Source organism: Methanosarcina sp. DH2 (assembly GCF_020804225.1).
Taxonomy (GTDB): domain Archaea; phylum Halobacteriota; class Methanosarcinia; order Methanosarcinales; family Methanosarcinaceae; genus Methanosarcina.
This window is the reverse complement of sequence record NZ_WJBI01000014.1, coordinates 1-20,625: the sequence shown is the minus strand read 5'-3', so window position 1 is coordinate 20,625 and position 20,625 is coordinate 1. Positions and strand designations below refer to the sequence as shown.

At 38.1% G+C, this 20,625-nt stretch carries 15 protein-coding genes; 6 read left to right on the top strand and 9 right to left on the bottom strand.

The genetic code is table 11. From position 1 onward, the window contains the following. Nucleotides 1-26 precede the first annotated feature (26 nt). The 3 genes from FXV91_RS13950 (at nucleotide 27) to FXV91_RS13940 (ending at nucleotide 6,643) form a co-directional block, all read left to right on the top strand. Nucleotides 27-3,338, top strand: coding sequence for a glycosyltransferase (locus tag FXV91_RS13950; RefSeq protein WP_229391300.1), 3,312 nt, complete (start codon nucleotides 27-29; stop codon nucleotides 3,336-3,338). A gap of 111 nt (nucleotides 3,339-3,449) precedes the next feature. After that, entirely contained in the window at nucleotides 3,450-5,441 is a 1,992-nt protein-coding gene (locus FXV91_RS13945; RefSeq protein WP_229391299.1) for a DUF2079 domain-containing protein, read from the top strand. A 239-nt stretch (nucleotides 5,442-5,680) separates the two neighbouring features. Then, the gene (locus FXV91_RS13940) at nucleotides 5,681-6,643 is read left to right on the top strand and encodes a lysylphosphatidylglycerol synthase transmembrane domain-containing protein (RefSeq protein WP_229391298.1); all 963 of its coding nucleotides are present in this window, start codon (nucleotides 5,681-5,683) and stop codon (nucleotides 6,641-6,643) included. Nucleotides 6,644-6,703: 60 nt separating this feature from the next. Here FXV91_RS13940 and FXV91_RS13935 read toward each other — a convergent pair whose 3' ends face one another. From FXV91_RS13935 to FXV91_RS13915, 5 genes are all read right to left on the bottom strand, one after another. Then, complete coding sequence (locus tag FXV91_RS13935) at nucleotides 6,704-7,837, bottom strand: glycosyltransferase family 4 protein (protein WP_229391297.1); 1,134 nt, start codon at nucleotides 7,835-7,837, stop codon at nucleotides 6,704-6,706. Then, the gene (locus FXV91_RS13930) at nucleotides 7,834-8,778 is read right to left on the bottom strand and encodes a glycosyltransferase family 2 protein (RefSeq protein WP_229391296.1); all 945 of its coding nucleotides are present in this window, start codon (nucleotides 8,776-8,778) and stop codon (nucleotides 7,834-7,836) included. Before FXV91_RS13930 ends, FXV91_RS13935 begins: the two co-directional genes overlap by 4 nt. Further along, nucleotides 8,754-9,680 (bottom strand): SDR family oxidoreductase, encoded by a 927-nt coding sequence (locus tag FXV91_RS13925; RefSeq protein WP_229391295.1) that lies wholly within the window; start codon nucleotides 9,678-9,680, stop codon nucleotides 8,754-8,756. Before FXV91_RS13925 ends, FXV91_RS13930 begins: the two co-directional genes overlap by 25 nt. A gap of 704 nt (nucleotides 9,681-10,384) precedes the next feature. Continuing rightward, nucleotides 10,385-11,542, bottom strand: coding sequence for a glycosyltransferase family 4 protein (locus tag FXV91_RS13920; protein WP_229391294.1), 1,158 nt, complete (start codon nucleotides 11,540-11,542; stop codon nucleotides 10,385-10,387). Nucleotides 11,543-11,551: 9 nt separating this feature from the next. Beyond that, entirely contained in the window at nucleotides 11,552-12,697 is a 1,146-nt protein-coding gene (locus FXV91_RS13915; protein ID WP_229391293.1) for a glycosyltransferase family 2 protein, read from the bottom strand. 366 nt (nucleotides 12,698-13,063) lie between these two features. Between FXV91_RS13915 and wrbA the strand changes: the two genes are divergently transcribed. Continuing rightward, nucleotides 13,064-13,693: an NAD(P)H:quinone oxidoreductase type IV gene (wrbA, locus tag FXV91_RS13910; protein ID WP_229391292.1), complete on the top strand. Its 630-nt coding sequence runs from the start codon at nucleotides 13,064-13,066 to the stop codon at nucleotides 13,691-13,693. A gap of 93 nt (nucleotides 13,694-13,786) precedes the next feature. Here the strand turns inward: wrbA and FXV91_RS13905 are convergent, their stop codons facing one another. Next, on the bottom strand, nucleotides 13,787-13,942 hold the full coding sequence (locus FXV91_RS13905) for a hypothetical protein (protein WP_229391291.1): 156 nt from the start codon (nucleotides 13,940-13,942) through the stop codon (nucleotides 13,787-13,789). A 732-nt stretch (nucleotides 13,943-14,674) separates the two neighbouring features. Here FXV91_RS13905 and FXV91_RS13900 point away from each other — a divergent pair. After that, entirely contained in the window at nucleotides 14,675-16,726 is a 2,052-nt protein-coding gene (locus tag FXV91_RS13900; protein ID WP_229391290.1) for a glycoside hydrolase family 15 protein, read from the top strand. A 180-nt stretch (nucleotides 16,727-16,906) separates the two neighbouring features. Here the strand turns inward: FXV91_RS13900 and FXV91_RS13895 are convergent, their stop codons facing one another. Continuing rightward, nucleotides 16,907-17,344, bottom strand: coding sequence for a GNAT family N-acetyltransferase (locus tag FXV91_RS13895; RefSeq protein WP_229391289.1), 438 nt, complete (start codon nucleotides 17,342-17,344; stop codon nucleotides 16,907-16,909). Between the two features lie 114 nt (nucleotides 17,345-17,458). Further along, nucleotides 17,459-18,718 (bottom strand): M20 family metallopeptidase, encoded by a 1,260-nt coding sequence (locus FXV91_RS13890; protein WP_229391288.1) that lies wholly within the window; start codon nucleotides 18,716-18,718, stop codon nucleotides 17,459-17,461. A 413-nt stretch (nucleotides 18,719-19,131) separates the two neighbouring features. On the opposite strand from FXV91_RS13890, the gene FXV91_RS13885 reads away from it, so the two are divergent. Further along, nucleotides 19,132-20,073: a nucleotidyltransferase domain-containing protein gene (locus FXV91_RS13885; RefSeq protein WP_229391287.1), complete on the top strand. Its 942-nt coding sequence runs from the start codon at nucleotides 19,132-19,134 to the stop codon at nucleotides 20,071-20,073. A 165-nt stretch (nucleotides 20,074-20,238) separates the two neighbouring features. Here FXV91_RS13885 and FXV91_RS13880 read toward each other — a convergent pair. After that, nucleotides 20,239-20,625, bottom strand: a 387-nt coding sequence (locus tag FXV91_RS13880; protein ID WP_229391286.1) for a transposase, incomplete at its 5' end; no start/stop codon positions are given.

The window sequence follows — 20,625 nt, the reverse complement described above, 5'->3', positions numbered from 1 at the left end:
GCCAAAAATAGTAAGTGGTGTGATTTATGAGAAGATTCCAAATTCATCAAATCCATCCTTCAGTAAGTTATGGGGATGCGATTGGAAATGAAATGATCGAAATAAGAAAGATTCTAAACGAGTTTGGTTACGAATCTGATATTTATGCTAAGTTTATCCATCCCAAATTAAAAAACATAAAAAATTATGCTGAATATAAAAAAGTTAGTTCCCCTCAAAATATTCTCATAGTGCATTACTCTATAGGATATGGCTCTGAACTTTTAGATTTTATTAGTTCACTGCCTGATAAGAAAATATTACTATATCACAATATAACTCCACCTGTATTTTTCCAGAATTTCAGCTCTGAATACGAGCATGCAACAAAAATTGGGATTTATGAACTAAAAAATCAAATCAGAAATATTGTTGATGTAGCACTAGCAGATTCTGAATTTAATAGACAAGACTTGATTAGTATAGGATTTATTAAAACGGGTGTTCTCCCATATTTAGTCAACTTAAATAAATTTGACATCACTCCGAATAATCAGGTAATTAAAAAGTACGATGATGAATTTGTCAATATATTAGTTGTTGGTAGAATAAGTCCAAATAAGAAAGTAGATGATGCGATAAAGTGTTTTTACAATTATAACAAATATATAAATCCTAAATCCAGATTGTTTTTAGTAGGTTCTTATAACGGGATGGATTCGTATTATAACTATTTGAACGATATAATCCTAAAATTAGATCTGAAAAATGTATATTTTACAGGGCACACTAATTTAGATGAGTTGGTATCTTATTATAAAGTAAGTGATATTTTTTTGACTATGAGCGAGCACGAGGGTTTCTGTGTTCCATTACTTGAAAGCATGTATTTTGAAGTTCCAATTATCGCATATAATTCTACTGCAATTCCTGATACACTTGGTGGCGCCGGGATCATAATTAATGATAAAAATTACATAGAGATTGCTGAACTAATTAACTTGTTAGTTAAAGATAAGGTATTGAGAAATCGAATTATTAAAAAGCAGTCTGAAAGACTGGAGTTTTTCAGCAGAGAGAGAATTGCAGGAATTTTAAAAGATTATATAGATACCGACTTTAAAGATACTTATTCTAAATCGACAATAAGAATAGAGGGTACATTTGAAGATTCTTATAGTTTGTCTATCGTAAATCGAAATTTAGCAATAGCATTAGACAAACTGGGCTATAATGTTTCGCTCTTTGCGACAACAGGAGCTGGAGACTATGTGCCAAAAAAAGGTAGTATAACAGACAATAAAGTTAAAACACTGTGGGAAAATCAAATTAGATATCCAACTTTTGCTATTAGGAATATATATCCCCCGAGAATAAAAGATATGCAGGGTAGATATAATCTCATATACTTCGCTTGGGAAGAGTCTTCTGTTCCATGGGAATGGATAAATGACTTCAACAGTTTGGATGGCATACTCGTTCCATCTAATTTTGTGAAGAAGGTGTTGATCAAATCCGGTGTAAAGAGTCGAATTGAAGTCATACCTAATGGTGTTGAAGTAGATGTTTTTCAAAAAGATATCTTGCCCATGAAGCTAAACACAAATAAAAAGTTCTTGTTCTTTAATGTAGGTTCGGGTTTCCCGAGAAAAGGGATAGACGTACTTTTGAGAGCTTATGCTAAAGAGTTCAGTAAAGAGGACGATGTCTGCCTGGTTTTGAAGACTTTCCCAAATCCTCATAACCATACTTCTGAACAAATAAAAAATATTGTAGGGCCTGACGGTCCCGAAATAATTCATATTGATAAAGATATTACCCAAAATGATTTGGTATCTTTATATATAAAATGTGACTGCTATGTGTCTCCCTCCAGGGGTGAAGGATTTGGTTTGACCATTGCTGAAGCGATGCTTTATAAAATTCCAGTCATAGCTACGAGATATGGTGGACAATTGGATTTTTGCGATGACGAAAATTCATATTTAATTGATTTTGAACTGAAGCCCTCTAAAACTCATCTAATGGAAGAATATTCAATGGAAGGTTCATTATGGGCAGAACCTGATATAGACCATTTATCCAGTTTGATGAGGCATGTGTATGAAAATAAAAATAGTAACGAAGTAAAAACAAAAATAGAAGCGGCGTACACAAATATCAAAAATAATTTCAACTGGGAAGTTTCAGCTAAAAAAGCAATCGAATTTTTGAGGAGTGTTCAGTTTAAACCAAAATTAGGAGTCGTCTCTACCTGGAATACGAAATGTGGTATTTCCGAGTATACAAAATATTTAGTTAACAATTTAAGCAATTTTAAAGAAATTATAATTTTTGCAAACAAAGTTAGCTCTAAAGAACTTGTAGCAAGTGATGAAGATAACGTAATCCGTTGTTGGGAACCATATTTCGATGACTTGAGCACTCTTAGCAATAAAATACTGGAAAGTAATCTGGACATCGTTCATGTTCAATTCAACTTTGGATTTTTTGAACTGAATGCTCTGGCTGATATGGTCAAAAAACTAAAAGGCAAGGGTGTAAAATTGATAATCACTTTCCATTCCATAAATGATACTGAATTTATGAATAAGCCCATTAAATTAGACACTATCACGGAAGAGCTAAAACTTGTAGACAAGATCTGGGTTCACACTACAAATGATGTCAAAAAGTTATCCGAAAAGGGAATTTCTGATAATGTCATAAAAATTCCTCAAGGAAATGTAATTTTTGATGATTATGAAAAAGAAAAAATTAGATCAGGAATTTTTAATAATTCCAAAATAATCTCTACTTTTGGTTTTCTCTTGCCACACAAAGGTGTATTAGAAACAATAAAGGCATTACCTTCAATAATCAACGAATATCCTGATGTACTTTTTTTGGTTGTAAGCTCCATTTTTCCAGATGAAACTTCAGAAAAATATTACGAAGAATGCAGGAAAGAGGTTAACAAGTTAAGGCTAAGCAATCATGTTATATTCTTTACAGATTTCCTGGAAGAGCAGGAAATAATTTACTTATTGCAGGTATCAGATGTTGTTGTTATGCCTTACAAAAAGACCAAAGAAGCTTCCAGTGCGGCTATAAGATTTGCTTTGGCATCTCATAGGCCTGTAATCGTAACAGATATTCCAATATTTAGTGAGTTCAATGAGGAAGTGTACAAGATTTCAAGTTGTTCTCCAGATAAAATAGCTGAAGGATTAATAAAAATCTATTCAAATGATGAATTTCGTAAAAAAACCATCGATCTGGCAAAGAAAAAAATTGAAGAAAATAGTTGGCCAAATATAGCAAATAAATTTGAAAGCTTATTATATGATGATTTATATCTTATGAAAATGGATCTCTAATGATTGATCTTCTGACTATAAAGAAGATGGGAAAAGTTAGTCGAAGCATACACGAGTCTAATATGCTCTTCTATCGAACAATGAATCAGAGATATCCGGAGATTATAGATTGTGTTATCAAAAGCTAATCATGTGTTTAAAGCTTTAAACTCAAGTCTTGAAGCATACTTTAATCCAAAAAAGGTGATCCATAACCTTAAAGGATTATTTGTAAGATACGATACTTTTGATGCTCTAGTTCTATTTCTATTTTTTTCTAACTTTCTCTTCTATACTTTTTTGCTTAATTCAACTTATCAATATATGTGTCCTTTTAATCCTTTTGACAAAGGAATAATGTATCAACTTTTTCATAATACTGTTGTCCATGATCATTTCTTTTATTCATCAATAAATGGGGAAATTATAGATTTTGTTGGCCATCAGAGGTATATTTTTTTATTACTTCTACCTTTTTTTTATATTTATCCTCATCCGATTACTTTTTCGATTATCAGTTCCTTTCTATTATCTTTAGGTGCGTTTCCCGTCTACTGGTTAGCTAATGAAGTGTCTAAATCCAAAAAGATATCATTAGTTTCAGTCATGATATATTTCTTACACCCGACTGTAAGCTGGCTATTTTTAGAAAGTGTTAAAGAAGAGATATTTGCACTGCCTTTTCTTTTGTTTTCTTTTTATTACATGTATATTAAATCTTTTAATAAGTTTTTATTTTTCTTGTTTCTTGCATGCATTTGTAAAGAGAACATACCTCTAGTAGCTATAATGTTTGGGGTGTATGCTTTTATAGAAAAGTACGATAAAAAATGGGTTTATACTCCTTTATTATTAGGTATTGGGATCTTTTCTTTTGAATTATTTTATTTAAAGCCCTATTTCGCAGATTTATCTAATCAGCTTTATGGGTATATTCTAACACCTCAGTCTGGAATGTTAGCTGGCAGATATTCTTATTTAGGCACATCAATCACTGATGTAATATACAGTCTCTTAACAAATCCCCAACTGCTTTGCGAATACCTGTTCACTCAAGAAAGTTTAAATTATTTGCTAACTTTATTTTTACCTGTAGGTTATATTAGCTTTTTTAGTCCCACAATCCTACTAATTGCATCCCCAGTATTTTTACAGAATCTTTTAGCAAATTCTCCAGCCCAACGTATGATTAATTTTCATTATACATCGGTAATAGTCTTCGTCATTATTTGTTCTGCTATTTTCTCCCTTTCATCTATTAAGCAAAAAATTAGCACCAGAAAATTCAATTTGGTTTTAATTATTCTAATATCTCTAAGTCTTTATTCGTTTTTTGTCTATGGGGGAGTTAGTGGAGCAATTTCAGATATTAATTCAGCTCAGAAAGATGAAGCTCATGAATTTTTTGAAAATATCAGCCTCATTCCTAGTGATGATAGTATTCTTTGTTCAGGGGATTTAGGTTGTTATTTTTATAGAAACCTTAACGTTACATATACAGGTTATAATGAAAGAGATAATCCAGATTACTATGATTATATAATTATAAAAAAGACTTCATTAGCGAGTTATAGTCTATATCAAAGCATCACTTCTTATTTAAAAAATCATGAGCTTTATTATTCGGACAGTTGTTGTTTTATCCTCGAAAAAAACAATCAAACTCTTGAGTCCAGCAGTCTAGGTGATGACAATTTTGTCTACAACAATCTGTTTTTCCGTAGCCAAAAAACTACAGGTTCGCTCATATATGATCAACAAATAGGAAAATATGCTTTTTATAGTGATAAAACTTTTAATGAGTCTGGTCATTTAGTCTATGGTCCATACATAACATTGCCTGAAGGAAAATACACTATAGAGTACATTTTGAAAGCAGAGAATATTACTAACGCTTCTTCTAATATTGCAAGTATAGACATCTCATATATCAAAAACGGGGAGCAAAGAGTTGATTCAACGAAAGATATATATGCAAACGATTTAATTGAGGGAAAATACTGTTCTCAGAATTTGACCTTAAGTGTTAAAGAGCACGAAGATTCTGTATTTGAATTCCGTGTATTTCAGCCGCTTTCCAGTGATTTGTATGTGGAAAGAATTAATATACACAAATGCATGTAATATTATAACTGTTCAGCATTATAAAAATCAGTAACTTAATTTCACTAAAACGTCTTTATTTCCGAATTAAAGCTTCCGAAAACCTTTTATTTCCTTTACAATCTGAGGTAAAAACCCTACAATTATAAAGCTGAATGAGTATACATTAAGCGTAATATTTATATGGAGTACTGTCATTGCTGACCGTTGCCGTGATGCAATAAATAGATCTTTGATTAGTGCGAAAATGGAAATTACTTATGAAATTTATTACTAGAAAAAAGCTTATACCTGTGCTTGTAACTTTTTTGCTTCTTGGAATAATATTATCTCAGATCAGAATAGAGGACCTTATAACAACGATTAAGAATATTAATAAAATTTATTTAATCCTAGGTTTTTTTTTGTATATTTTGAGTTATGTTTTTAGGGGATTAAGATTCCATATTCTTTTAGACAAAAAAATATCCTTTCCCGATCTTTTTCACATTGTATGTGTTCACAATATGGTAAATAGTATTCTTCCAGCAAGATCTGGTGAACTCTCTTATATTTATATTTTAAAAAAATATCATGATAAGTCTACCGGAGAAGGCGTTGCAACATTGATGGTTGCAAGGGTGCTAGATTTCATTACAATTTCATTACTGTTTTTTGTTTCTTCGCTGTTTGTAAGGGATTTGCCTGAAATGTTTTCTAGCGTTATCTGGTTAGTTGTTTTATTTACGGTCTTGCTGGCTATTTTTTTAGTGATCTTGCTATACGCAGGTGAAGTCTTTTTGAGGTTTGCTAATACAATTTTCATAACTCTCAAACTAGATAATAATTTTTTAGTTAATATATTCCTAAAAAAAGCAAAAGAGATAGTTGGCAGTTTTAAAAATATAAAGAATAACGGTAGAATGATGGAACTATGTATCATTTCAATTATCATTTGGCTTACTTTATATTTTTTAAATTATACTTTAATTAAATCTTTAGATATAAATATTGGCTTTTTTGAGGTTTTGTTAGCCTCTACTTTTGTAGTTTTTATGTCCGTTCTTCCTGTTCAAGGCCTGGGAGGGTTCGGAACTTATGAAGTTGGGTGGGCAATAGGTTTTATTGGAATAGGGCTGACTAAAGAACTTGCAATCAATTCGGGGATAGTTATTCATATCATCGGAATCGTTTATTATGTGCTGCTAGGATTATATGGGTACCAATATTTATGTAAAAAATAATTTTTGAATCGGGATCATTTCATTATTATCATTTCATTATTATCATTTCATTATTATTTCTCATCCCAATATCCCCAGATATTCTTTACATATCCTTTTATCTTCGAATTTCTTAACTTCTTCTTTATTATACTCTGAAAAATTAACTTTGAGCTGGTCATCTTGCTCAAATTTATTTATCATACTGGCCAGAGCTTCAACGTCTCCAAAACGAACAAGATATCCATTCTTTCCTTCTTTTATAAAATCAACCTGACCACCGTTATCAGTTGAGATTATTGGAAGACCCACCTGCATAGCCTCCTGTAAAACGATCCCAAACCCTTCATGTACTGAAGAAAGCACGTAAACATCAGAGTTTTGAAGATATTGAAACTTCTCAATTTCTGAAACAAATCCTAAAAAATGAATCCTGTCTGAAATATTCAATTCTTTAGCTAAATTTACTAAATTGTCTTTTTCAGGGCCTTCTCCAATAACCAACGCATGAACGTTATCAGGAGTGTTTTTAATAGCTTTAATCAAAAATTCAAAGCCTTTTCGCTTCACCAATCTTCCAATACTTATAGTATAAAATATATTCCTGTCCAAACCCAAACTTTCGCGGTTGATTTTTCCAAATATAACAGGCTCGTAAGCTAAAGGAATAATGTTTATGTCTTTTTCAATATTATAGTGTTTTAATGCATTATCTTTGATATTCGATGATTCGGCAACAACATATCTTGAATTACTTAACACCCATTTTACTACTTTCTTTAAGTACCATTTTTTGTGAGGAGAATAACTTTTAGAAGGATCATAGATATCTCCTCCATATATGGATAGAATGTTCTGCAGGTTAAATTTACGAGATATCCAGATTCCCAGGGGTCCGGTCGGAATAGCAAAGTGAGTGTTAATAAATGAATACTGATTTATTTTGCACAATTCACAAGCTTTTGTGTAAGCTAAAAAAGGGAAACTGATCATAGATGGGATTGTAGCAGTAGATAGTTCTTTTCGCCCGATGACACTAACTCTATAAACATTAATTCCATCAACATCTTCGTAATTTTTTAAGTCATTAAATCCGGTTGTGACATAATCGACCTGATAACCGAGCTTAATAAAGCCTTCTGCAAGTTTTTTGGCAGCTACTCCTCCTCCTCCACCCAGTGGAGGAAACTCATAATTCAACATCAAAACTCTCACTCGATAATCCTCTCAACCAAATAATTCTTCCGGCCGTTCTGGCCATAATATATTTTTACCAAAATATCTGCAAGGATACCAATGGTAAAAAATTGTGTGCCTATAACCAGAGACATAATACCAACGGTAAATAATGGTCTATCTGTAATCCCAATTCCATAAAATAATCTTAAAATAACAAGATATGCGGAAACGATTCCACCTATAAAACTTAAAACAATCCCCATGCTTCCGAAAATATGGATTGGTCTCATGGAATATTTCTGCCAGAAAGTTACAACCAAAAGGTCAAGAAAACCTTTAACAATCCTTTTCCAGTTATATTTTGTTTTCCCGTACTTTCGTTCTCTGTGGTTCGTTTTTATTTCTCCTATTCTATACCCTTTCCAGGAAAGCATAGCTGGAATATATCTGTGCAGTTCTCCGTATAGTTCAAGGCTTTCGGTGCTTTCTTTTACATAAGTTCGTAGAGTACAACCGGAATCATGAATAGTTTCTCCTGTAAATCTCTTCCTTATCCGATTTGCGAGCTTTGAAAAAAGTTTTTTTGAAAAGGAATCTTTTCGGTCAAATCTCCACCCACAGACAACATCAAGATCTTCTTTTTCGAGTTTTTCCAGTAATTTAGGGATATCTTTCGGGTCATTTTGAAGATCTGCATCCATAGTAACGATAGTTCTGCCAGTGGCGTGATCAAGACCGGCTCTTAAGGCTGCACTTTGCCCAAAGTTCTTCCTTAACTTAACCACTTTCAGCTTCTCATTATTTTTACTGAGGTCACTAAGTTTTTTAAAAGTAAGATCAGTAGAACCGTCGTCCACAAAAATTATTTCGTAATTAATCCCAAGAGGCTCAAGAGCAGTTTTAACTTCCTGGCAGCAGGGTTCGATATTTTCTTCCTCATTATAAGCAGGAATCACAACTGAAAGTTCGAGATCCATCTTGCATACCTCTCAAGCCCATCTTCTATTGTTACTTTAGGTTTCCATCCAATTTCCTTCAATGCTTTTTTAGAACTTGACAGAGTGTGTTCTGCATCTCCTTTCACAGAATTCGTGTGAACAATTTCCGACTCACTTTCGTTAATCTCAATAACTTTTGACGCAAGCTCATTGATAGTGATAGAATGCCCGCTACCAATATTATAAACGCCGCTGCCTTTTTTCATACAGATCAGGTTCGCCTGTACGATGTCATCGATGCAGGTGAAATCCCTGGTTTTTTCTCCATCTCCGAAAATGAGGATTGTTTCATTCTTCAGGGCAGCTTTCGTAAAAATGCTGATTGCAAGATCTGGTCTCATTCTTGGCCCGTAAACCGTAAAATAGCGCAGGGATACACTTTTTAAGCCGTAGAGATCCTCAAAAACCCTGCAGTAGTGTTCAGCCATCAGTTTCGAAACTCCGTAAGGTGATACTGGGCTATTGGGGTGATTTTCATCAAAAGGGAGATATTCTACTTTTCCGTAAACTGAAGATGAAGAGGCATTAATAATTTTCTTAACACCGGAATTGACAGCTGCCTCCAGCAGATTTAGGGTGCCTGTTGTGTTAATTTCATGAGGTTTCATGGGATCTTTAACTGAGATTCTTATACCTGCCTGGGCAGCTTCATGAAAAACGTAGTCAGTTGACCTAAAAATATCTTTCAAAAGAGCTTTATCTCTAATATCTCCTTCGATGAGCTGGAAGTTCTCATTTTCTAAAAAAGGTTCTATATTTTTTCTTTTTATTTGAGGGTCATAGTAATCATTGAAGTTATCCAAACATGTGACCTCGTTACCTACGTTAAGCAACTTCTCTATTAGATGGGAACCAATAAAACCTGCCCCACCAGTTACCAAGATATTTATGATTGATACCCCTGCTTAGATAATTTCTTTTTTATAATTTAACAATTTCTTTTTTATATTTTGAATTCTCATCCGTATACATGTGAAAAATTTAGAATTTTCGAACGAAGAATTCTACGGACAGGTTTTTTCTATTTTTTGAAAGGCAATACTATATATAAAGCTTTTTTTATTTTATACATGGTACTAAATATATATCCCCTCATCTACCTATTTGATCTATGGGCTATTACTACAAATACTCTTGTAATTAAACACGCTGTAGTAAATATTTAATAAAGAACGGATATTTTCAGCCAAAGTAACACTTTATAAGAAAATCATATCTTTTCGTTTTTATCATTTTCAGCCAAAATAACACTTTATAAGTAAATCATAGCTTCTTGTTTTGATCCTTAATAGCGTCGCTCTTTTATAACCTACTTTTTGATGTAACCAGAATTACTTTTTCGGTAAATACAGTTTTGTCAAACATTTTTGCTCTTTCTAAATAAGCGTCCTTTTGTCTTCTAGAGTTCTTTGAAATTGCCTTTACTACTTCAATTATACTGTCAACGTTCGGTTCTACAAAATTTTGGTTTCACTGTCAATTACACTTTCACGATATCCTTTTTCATTCATAGTTACTACATTCTTTCAGAAAGTTGTAGCTTCCACGGCAATTTTTCATATGTAATTGTGAAAATGGTTGTTTTTTATAATAGTTTTAGATAAATTGAGAGAAGTTCTGTGGATAGCGTGTCCCAGTCAGAACTTCTAGCTTTTTTGGTATATTTTGTCATTTCCGTATAATTATCAGTTTGAAGAATTTTATTTACACTCTCAGCAATTTCCTTCTCATCCAGCCTCACGACAAACCCGTCGACTCCATCTTCAACCAGCCCCTGTGCCGCGTTATGTTTCTCTCTAACTGTCACTACAGGCACCCCACAGGCAAAAGCTTCGATTACAACCATCCCGAACCCTTCCCTTGAAGAAGGCAGCACAAGGACTCTTGAAGCTTTGATTTTTCCAATTAATGCCCTGTACTCCTGAAACCCTTCAAATTTTACATTTTTCTGCACATCAAGCTCAATAGTAAGTTTCTCCAGAAATTTCCTTTCCGGTCCGTCTCCAACGACACAGCAGCAGATTTCAGGAAAATCTTTTTTTAACAGGGAGACAGCTTTTATCAAAACATCAACGTTTTTTTCTTTTATGAGCCTGCCTGCGAAGATAATATCATATATTTTGCCTCCCGAGCTTCCCGATAAATCCTGACCTGCAGGTTTGATTTCAGAAATTAACTTCAAGTCGACCCCGTTGGGCAGGAGTGCAATCCTACTGCTTGGCACCCCCAGGGTTTCAAGCCTGCTCTTTGTCCAGTCCGAGACCGCAATGTTGTTCTTTGAGATTCTTGCAACTGTGATCTCTATTACGAGTCCCAAAAACCCCTGCTTTTTTCCAAGGTATTCGTACCAGTAATCCCCCCATACTTCATGCCATGTAAATACTGCAGGGGTCTTTTTCAGGACTGAAACTGCTTTTACTGTAAAACAGGAAAAATAGGGGAATACGCTTACATCGATAAGGTCGAATCTTTCTTTCAGGAGAGCTGGAAACAGCTTTATAGCAAACACAAGCGCTTCGGGAATTGAACGCCTGTCGTTTACATAAAGGTTCCGAGCTTTACAGACGCCGTGCAGGGTCATACCTTCGTGCTGAATTACGTCTACGCCTTCCCACCATTTGATCCCGAACAGGTGCACATCGTGCCCCTGTGAAGAAAGCCGCCTCCCAAGTTCGTGAATGCGCATTTCTGCGCCCCCTTTGACCCAGGGATAGACAGCGTCGTATACGAAGGCAATTTTCATTAAATCACTTTACCAATCAGTATCAACTTCGAGGAGCATTATGCTTACAAAGATTGCAGAAAAGATCAGCTGGAGCCCTACTGCTGCAAGGACCATTGAAATAACTGCAGATTCCACTTCTTCAAGAGAGCCATATCCTGAACTGGCCCATGTATAGGCGACTTTCAGCCCGAGAATAAAGCCTGAGCCCAGGATAAGGGAGCCTCCGAGCAGTTCTTTTTCAAGGGAATGGTAGCTCAGAAATTTCCTGCCTGTTCTGTCGTCCCGGTACATTCCATGTATCATGCCGTATGTCTTCATATATCCGCCAGTGGCCAGAATTTGCCCGCCAATGATTAGGAGCATGCTGCCCAAAATAAATGAGTGCAGCCGGTTATATGCAGCATTGTCCGTGAGAAGAAGGGAAGCGGTTATGAGAAAACCCAGGATAAACACAAAAGCTCCGGGCAGATAGAGGAAAGGGACTGGCCTGTATAACATCATAAACCTTACATGCCGCCAGCCGTCCTGAAAAGAGCGCAGCTTGGAGGGAGCTTTACGTGAGTAATAGGTTATGGGGACTTCTTTAATCCTCAGCCTGCATCTTGCAGCTTCAATTACCATCTCGGACGCAAGTTCCATACCATGCGTTTTAAGGTTCATTTTTTCAAGGGCCTCTTTAGTAAAAGCCCTCATTCCGCAGTGTGCGTCCGAGATTTTTGTTTTGAACAGGAAATTGAGCATTCCGGTCAGGATGGGATTGCCGATGTACTGGTGCAGCCAGGGCATAGCTCCTTTTTTGATTTCACCCTTAAGCCGTGTGCCCATTATAAAATCAGCTTCTCCTGATATAAGGGGATCCAGAAATTTGTCAAGCTCAAGGAGATCATAAGTGTTATCTGCATCTGCAATAGCAATATAGTCACCCTTCGCTTCGGCCAGCCCTTTGAGATAGGCGTTCCCGTACCCTTTTATCGGGCCTATAACTTTTGCACCCATGGATGCTGCGATCTCTGCGGTTTTATCCGATGAGTTATCAGCAACGATTATTTCCCCCTCTATACCATATTTTTTGAATATAGTCTGAGCTTTCTGTATGCAAATACGGATAGTTTCTTCTTCATTCATAGAAGGCATTACAATAGAAAGAGAGGGCATGTCCAGCTTATACATCATATTTCTTAATAACTATTTTGATACCTCCGGAAAATCGAAAAAAATAGCTCTGATGAAGTAACCCCGATAAAGTAACCCCGATAAAGTAACTCCGATAAAGTAACTCCGATAAAGTAACTCCGATAAAGTAACTCCAATAAAGTAACTCCGATAAAGTAACTCCAATAAAGTAACTCCGATAAAGTAACTCCGATAAAGTAACTCCGATAAAGGAACTCTGAGTTTTACTAACAAGCTATATAACGTATCAGAAATTACCTTTAGGGAGGGATTCTGGAGTTTTAGGGGGCTTACATCAGTTTATTTTATTTTCGGAACCCGAATCGCATCTAAGTACAATTTTAGCCGCTTTTAAAGAGGGATTGGATGGTTAAGGTAAATGTAATATTTCACAGTGTTCACGCGCACATTTATAAGATGGCAGAAGCTGTCGCTGCAGGAGCAAGGGAAGTTGAGGGAGCAGAGGTTGAAATCTATCAGGTGCCTGAGACATTAACGGATGAAATTCTGGAAAAAATGGGGGCAATAGAAACTAAAAAACTCTTTGCCCATATTCCCGTCCTGACCCGGGACATGTATGGAGAGGTTCTGGCTGGTGCGGATGCATTGATATTCGGGACTCCTACACGCTACGGGATGATGACTGCCCAGATGCGTGCAGTCCTTGACGGTGTCGGATATCTGTGGAGCCAGGATGCTTTTGTAGGAAAGGTGGGAAGCGCTTTTACCTCCAGTAATACACAGCATGGGGGACAGGAATCCACAATCCTCTCATTTCATGTTACCCTGCTTCATCTCGGAATGGTCATTGTCGGGCTTCCTTATGCAGAAAAGAGGCAGACTAGAATGGATGAAATTACAGGCGGCAGCCCATATGGAGCTTCAACGATTGCCGGAGAAGACATAAGCCGCCAGCCGTCAGAAAATGAACTTGAAATGGCACGTTACCAGGGCAGGCACGTAGCCAGGATCGCAAAAAAAATTGCTGGAAAATAAAAACTTCAAAAATAAAAAAGGACGGAAAACGTTCCCTTTTCCCGGGTGTTTTCCCTTTTAGTTTTTGAGTTCTTTTGCCTGAAATAAGAATGCTTAGCTAAAGCCTGGTAAGGCCCTGCCTCTGCGTTCGAACTTATCCTGAGCTGTTGCCAGGCACGCCAGAGTACAGTATATTGCCTTTTCCTCGGCACTCTTGAGGACAAAGAATTCTTTCCCGCAAACGGGGCATATTTTTTTTACGTAAACCATAGTAGACACGCACATTTTTGTATGTGGATACTTTTTTTAAAGAATTCGTTTTATAATTCATATTAACAATAACTCAACTAAATATAAACTTTCGTATGAAATTTATATATATCCTTAGCAAGAAATTAAATTCATTTCAACAGGCTGGTCACTCCGTACTTCTGAAAATCGCATGCGCTAGGAGTATACTTTTTCTTCCCTGATTCCAAGTTTATGAATTATTTTAATGTGTATCTCCTGAAGATCACAGTTTTTAAATCTAAAGTTGTCATTTTTTACATGGTTTTCTTCCCCTTAAATATTTTAGGCGAGATGTTAAATTGTTATAAGAACTTAAATTTAAAATAGATTTGATTTTTCTGGTCGCCTGTGACACGTACCGTACTCTTCGAACTTAATCCTGGGGGATGTTCAGCACACTCGAGAGCAGGGTCCAAAAACGGTTCAACCTTTATTGACAAGCTGTAAAACAGATTGGCTTTAATAACCAGCTTTAACAATCAGCTTTAACAATCGGCTTTAACAATCAGCTTTAACAATCGGCTTTAATAATTCCGATTTCAGAGTGTGATGCATGCTTTTAACTTATAGGTCAGGCTTAAAAAAATATTAAGATCTAAAAGTGAGATATAGTAAAACCACAACCCTATCAGGTTTGTGCTGATTTCTCACGATAGAACACGGTCAAGAAAAATACAGAATAGAGCTAAATAATAGAAAATAGAGTCGGAGGTGTCTGGAATTAGGCCGCTGATTTTCGGAAATGGAAAAATCCTGATTTGTGAAGATGAGAGAGGTACTATAAGGGATGTTTATTTCCCGTATGTGGGACTTGAGAATCACGGGAACTTGATAAGGGTCGGTGTATGTGACCTCGATTCCCTTTATTGCAGCTGGCTCGAAAACTGGACTGTCCGGCAGCGATATAAGTCGGAGTTTGAGACAGAGTTCTGCAACAGGATCCTTGAAATCTCAGGGGCTCCTGAAGAAAAAAATGCAAAAAATACAGCAGAGAAAAAGACAGGAAAAGGAACCGGGAATGAAAAAGGTAGTGAAAGAGTACCTGAAGCCTGCAGAGAAGTTACCTCAAACATAGGGGAAACAGTTTTTGAAAACCCGGAATTGGGGCTCAAAGTTACCGTATGGGAGGCAGTCCACCCGTCTACAAATATCTTCTACAGGACATTCGAGGTCAGGAATGTTTCCAATTCCTCAAGGCGCCTCCGCCTTTTTTCCAACCAGAATTACAGGATTCTTGAGACCAAGATCGGAGAAACCGCTGTAATTGATAAACATGTCCTTATCCATTACAAGCGCGATCGCTATTTCCTGCACGCCAGTGAACCTGCATTTGACCAGTACGCTGTAGGAACTGCCGAATGGAAAGGGCTTGAAGGTACCTGGAAAGATATGGAAAGCGATGCAAACCTGAGTGGAAATCCGGTAGCTCACGGCTCGGTAGACTCCACACTGGGGTGGACCCTTCCTGAGCTGAAACCGGGAGAAGCAACGAGGGTGCACTTCTGGATTGTCCTCGGAAAGAATTATTGTAATGTACTCAAAGTCCATAAAAGGGTAAAAGAAGCCGGAAAAAGTGACCTTTTCCACCATAATTTCAATTTCTGGAATTCATTTACCGAACGTGTATCTGTCCTTCCTGAGTATGCCTGGATGCCGCAGCTCCCTGAAAAAGTTATCAAAAGCTTCTACAGAAGTCTTCTTGCGGCCGTGGCGCATATGGATATTACGGGTTCTGTGATCGCGTCCTGTGATTCGGATATCAGGCAGTTCGGGGCAGACCTTTATACTTACTGCTGGCCAAGAGATGCTGCCTGGGTCTGCCTTGCCCTTGACAGGGCACGGTATCACCACCTGAGTGCTGAGACCTTTGAGTTTTTTTCAAAAACCATTACCACCAGGGGCAATTTTCTTCACAAATACACGCCTGCAGGAGATTTCGGGAGCACCTGGCATCCAGTGCCCATGATTCAGATTGATGAGACAGGGCTTCCTCTCTATGCTCTTTACAATAACTGGGAGATTGCGAGGAGCGTATGGACAACAGGCAGGTATTACAGAGGTCTTGTGATTCCCGCAGCTAACTATCTCACAAAATCAATTGATAAGGAAACGGATCTTCCAATCTCAAGTTTTGACCTCTGGGAAGAGAGAAAAGGTGTACATACCTACAGTGCCTGCACAGTCTATGCAGGGCTCAGGGGTGCCTGTGAACTCGCCCGCTCACTCGGAGATTACTCTAATGCAGATATCTGGAAAGCGGCTGCAGACCGGGTAAAAGAGGCAATTATTGAGAGGCTTTATGATGGTAAACTCAAACGTTTCCGGCGCTCTCTCGAAGAATCAACCCTTGATTCCTCGGTCTTTGCAGTCTGGTATTTCGGAATCCTACCTCCCGATGACCCGAGAGTTGTCCGGACAATGGAAGCAATCGAACATGAACTTTTGCGCCCCTCAGGCGGGATTGCCAGGTATCTCCATGACAGCTACTACGGTTATATGAACAGCTGGATTATCTGCACTCTCTGGCTTTCCCAGTGGCATTCGGCAATGGGGGACCTGGAAAGGGCTCTTGAGCTTCTTGTCTGGTGTGCTGCCTACGCTCATCCTTCGGGTCTTATGCCCGAGCAGATAGACGACAGAGGCAGAGCCCTTTCTGTCCTTCCGCTCGCCTGGTCCCATTCGGCTTTCGTGCTTGCCGTACTTGAGTATCTCCAGGCTCTTGCAAAAAGAGAAGGTGGGTCCTGTAGCTTACCGGAAAAATAATATTGAATTTGAAAATCAAATGAAAATTTGCAGGAACTAAATGAAAAAGTAAGAAATAAAATGAAAACATCATAAAGATAAAGTACCTGTACTTGCTGGTGAAACCGTTTATTCCAGATCTTTTTCTGCGAAACGGTTTCAACAACGTAGCCCATAACGGTTTATATGAAACAACTTCTGTTAAAACCGTTTCTCATAGTACAGGTATCCTTCTTCTTCATTTACAAATGTAAAGCCGTGCTTGAGATACATTCCTATCGCGTTTTTGAGTGTTGAATCGGTTTTAAGAATGGCGCCAGAACAGTTTTTCTCGGCAAAATCCAGAGCAGCCAGAAAAAGCTTTTCTCCATTACCTTTTCCCCTGAAGCCTTTTTTAAGATAAATGCGCCTGATTTCGCAGAGGTTTCCATCAAGTTTGCGGACTCCTGCAGTGCCCACTACCCTGTTATCTGCAAGTCCTACAAAAAAGGTGCCTCCTCTTACGAAATAGTAGCCATAAATGTCTTTCAGGTCGGCATCTTTAAGTCTGTGATACTCAAAGCCGTGTTCAAGCAGGACTTCCAGGACGACATCGCGAACTTCTTCCTTTCTGTAATCATCATACCTCTGAATTATCATATTTTTCTCTCCTTACATTGAAATGAACAGCTTCCTGTATTTACTCTGCTCCTCTACCTGCTCCTTTTCACCTGCCCTTATTACTCGCTTCTTCCGGCTTTCAGACTTTTCCAATCAGGCTTTTTCAAGATACTCCTGAAGGCCATTATACTTCTGAAAGTTGAGATATTTTTCAGGGTGCTTCAGAAAATCCAGAGAAATGGTGTAGAAGATTTCGGTTCCTGTGAGCAGGATATCTTCATCAATATCGAATGTGCATGAGTGGTTAATCTCAACGATCCCTTTTTCCTGGTTCCGGGTGCCGAGTGAAATAAAAATGCCTGGCACCATCTGGAGATAGCTTGCGAAATCTTCGGCAGCAAAGGTCTTTTCTATTTCAGGATAGACTGTGAGCTTGGGAAAATTTTCCTGAAGTTTTAAGTTAACCGCATTTGTGAAAACAGGGTTATTTACCAGGACCGGATAACCGTGCAGGATATCAAGTTCATATTCCGGAAGTCCTGAGAACTCTTCGCCCGGTTTTGCGTATCTTCCCTTTACTTTCTCAAGGCACTCTTTTATCGTAGAGTCGATAATGTCTGTAGTTTCGCTGTCAAATGTCCGGTAGCTCCCAAGGATCCCTACACTATCAGGAGTCCTGTTGAACTGGGCTCCTCCCTGGATTCTTCCTATTCCAAGGATATACTTATCCGGTTCAAGCCGCTTTTCGAGGGCAGGGTAGAGGCTAGTTATAAAATCCGTTGCCATTCTTACAGGGTCAATGCAGCTTTCAGGTTTTGAAATGTGACCTCCCTTTCCTTTAAAAGTGGCTTCGAAACGGTTTGTGCTTGCCATAAAAGGCCCCGGACGAAAACCCACGCTTCCTGATTCGTGGTTAGTAAAGATATGCATGCCCATAACCGCATCCACACCTTCAAGCCCGCCTTCGGCAATTATTCTCTCCGAACCGCCGGGTGGGATCTCTTCTGCGGGCTGGAAGATCAGGCGGACTTCTCCCGGAAAATCCCTGTTTTCTAAAAAGAGCCTTGCAGCCCCAAAGAGCATTGCCATATGCCCATCGTGCCCGCAGGCATGCATTATTCCATCGTTTCTGGAAATATAGTCCCTGTTTCTTTCTGTGTGTTCTTCCTGAACCTGCAACCCGTCCGTATCTGTTCTCAGGGCAATGCAGGGGCCAGGCATTGTACCCCGGATGCTTGCAAGCACGCCGGTATTAGCAATCTTCCTGGCTTCTACTCCCAGTTCTTCAAGGATTTCCAGAATTTGTTTCTGGGTCTCGTATTCTTCGAAACTGAGTTCGGGATACTGGTGAAATTCTCTTCTCAGTCGGATAATCCAGGCTTCAAGCGCCTCTGCAATTTGATCATTTCTCAAAAATATTCCCTCGGATCTTCTGCACACGCAGGTTATTCCGTTTATTTTCTCGATAATGTTCAGTATTCTTTATTTTACTTCTTGAGTATATATAACTCCAGGTATATATTACTCCATTTTCTTACCTGTACTTAAGAATTAAAATACTGACAGTTAAATACATGAATGTTACAATAGATCTTATCTTGCTGTTTATTTTGAAACAACGGCAGTTAAGATGTTATTAATCTGTCGTTTTTAAAGTAGTTATTAAGATCCGCGATCAGGTCACTACAGATAGGTCGCTACAGGTCACGATTGAGGTCATTATCAGGTCCTTAGGTCATTAGAAGGTTATTCTTATCTGAAAGGGATCGCGGTAGTTAAGTACAGTTAAAATCAAGTATTCTTTATAGGTTTCAGGGATGGTACAAATGCTTAAAACACGCCTGAGGGATTTTCTTCTTACAAAAGATGACTGGCTCTTTGCGGTTTCTGACTACTTCCGTAATGATGGAATAAGAGCCACACTCCGCTACGTTCCGGATGAAAATGGGGAAAGGGAATTAAACGGGAAGCAGTACAAAAAATATGATTTCGGTCCTGCTTTCGAATTCATGAAAAAAAACAGGCCTGACTGGGTGCAGGACGTGCATGTTGTCCCGGAGTCCGAGGTAAAGCAGGTGCTGCGTCCCTCTGACTGCATTCCGGAGCTTGTGAACTCTGACAGCCGTGTAAGGGCAATCGTAAAGGTGCTTGATATGGCAGAAATTCCCCGGACCAGTATGGGAGTTACGGGTTCAATGCTTGCAGGACTGCAGAATGAGAGTTCTGATGTTGATTTTGTTGTTTATGGTCCTATGTGGTTCAGGGCAAGGGATGCCATAGCCATTGCAAAACAGCAGGAGGGGCCTATCGAAGAGCTTGACGAGGACATGTGGCAGAGGATCTACAGGAAAAGGATACCTGAGATCTCTTTTGACGAGTTCATGCTGCATGAGTCCAGGAAAGGTAATCGCGGCATGGTTGAGGGCACATATTTCGACCTTCTCTTCGTAAGGGAATGGGATCAGATTAAAGAGCCCCTGCTGCGGGGAAAAGATACCGTCAAAATGAAAATCGAAGCCGAAGTCAAAAACGCTGACTTTGCTTTCGACAGCCCTGCATACTACAAAGTGGAGCATGACGAAATTGACCATGTGCTCTCCTATACCCATACTTACGCGGGTCAGGCGCTTCCCGGTGAAATCATAGAAGCCCGCGGTGTGGTCGAAGAAGTTGGGGATATGAAGCGGCTTGTAGTCGGTACTTCAAGGGAGCCAAAAGGGGAATGGATAAGGTCCCTTACCTGGCTTGAGCAGTGCGGGTATAAGTGATAAAGGTAGAAACTCTCCACCGGCCTGAGAAATAGTTTTCCTGACCACGGAAATTTACCCAAAACGTGAACTACACCTACCTAAAATCTTCGTAAACTCAGATTTTTGAGGAAGGTGCTTCCTGCTTCATACTAGGCGGTTGCCGTTTTTTCCTGGTCCACAGGCTCAAACCGTAGTCCCTACGGCGAATTTCTTTATATTGATAGCTGCATTAATGTCCCTATCATGCAAAACATTACAGGAAGGACAAAGCCACTCTCTAATATCTTCTGTCAAATTTGGATGCTTATAACCACAAACGYTACARGTTTTTGAAGATGRTTCCCATTGACCTATCTTCAAAACTGTTTTACCAGACCATTCAGCTTTGTATGTTAATTTTTGCACGAAAGAATACCATGCTGAATCACTAATAGCCTGTGCTAATTTGTGGTTCTTTTTCATTCCTTTAATATTTAAAGTTTCAACTGCTACTGCTTGGTTTTCGCTGATTAGCTTTTTTGAAACTTTATGTTGAAAGTCATGTCTCTGATTAGCAATTTTCTCATGCAA

Bases quoted from the DNA above. Each gene is read 5' to 3' on its own strand.
- FXV91_RS13940 (WP_229391298.1), top strand. From the start codon at position 5,681: ATGAAATTTATTACTAGAAAAAAGCTTATACCTGTGCTTGTAACTTTT.
- FXV91_RS13930 (WP_229391296.1), bottom strand. From the start codon at position 8,778: ATGGATCTCGAACTTTCAGTTGTGATTCCTGCTTATAATGAGGAAGAA.
- FXV91_RS13920 (WP_229391294.1), bottom strand. From the start codon at position 11,542: ATGAAAATTGCCTTCGTATACGACGCTGTCTATCCCTGGGTCAAAGGG.
- FXV91_RS13950 (WP_229391300.1), top strand. From the start codon at position 27: ATGAGAAGATTCCAAATTCATCAAATCCATCCTTCAGTAAGTTATGGG.
- FXV91_RS13895 (WP_229391289.1), bottom strand. From the start codon at position 17,344: ATGATAATTCAGAGGTATGATGATTACAGAAAGGAAGAAGTTCGCGAT.
- wrbA (WP_229391292.1), top strand. From the start codon at position 13,064: ATGGTTAAGGTAAATGTAATATTTCACAGTGTTCACGCGCACATTTAT.
- FXV91_RS13905 (WP_229391291.1), bottom strand. From the start codon at position 13,942: ATGGTTTACGTAAAAAAAATATGCCCCGTTTGCGGGAAAGAATTCTTT.
- FXV91_RS13915 (WP_229391293.1), bottom strand. From the start codon at position 12,697: ATGATGTATAAGCTGGACATGCCCTCTCTTTCTATTGTAATGCCTTCT.
- FXV91_RS13885 (WP_229391287.1), top strand. From the start codon at position 19,132: ATGCTTAAAACACGCCTGAGGGATTTTCTTCTTACAAAAGATGACTGG.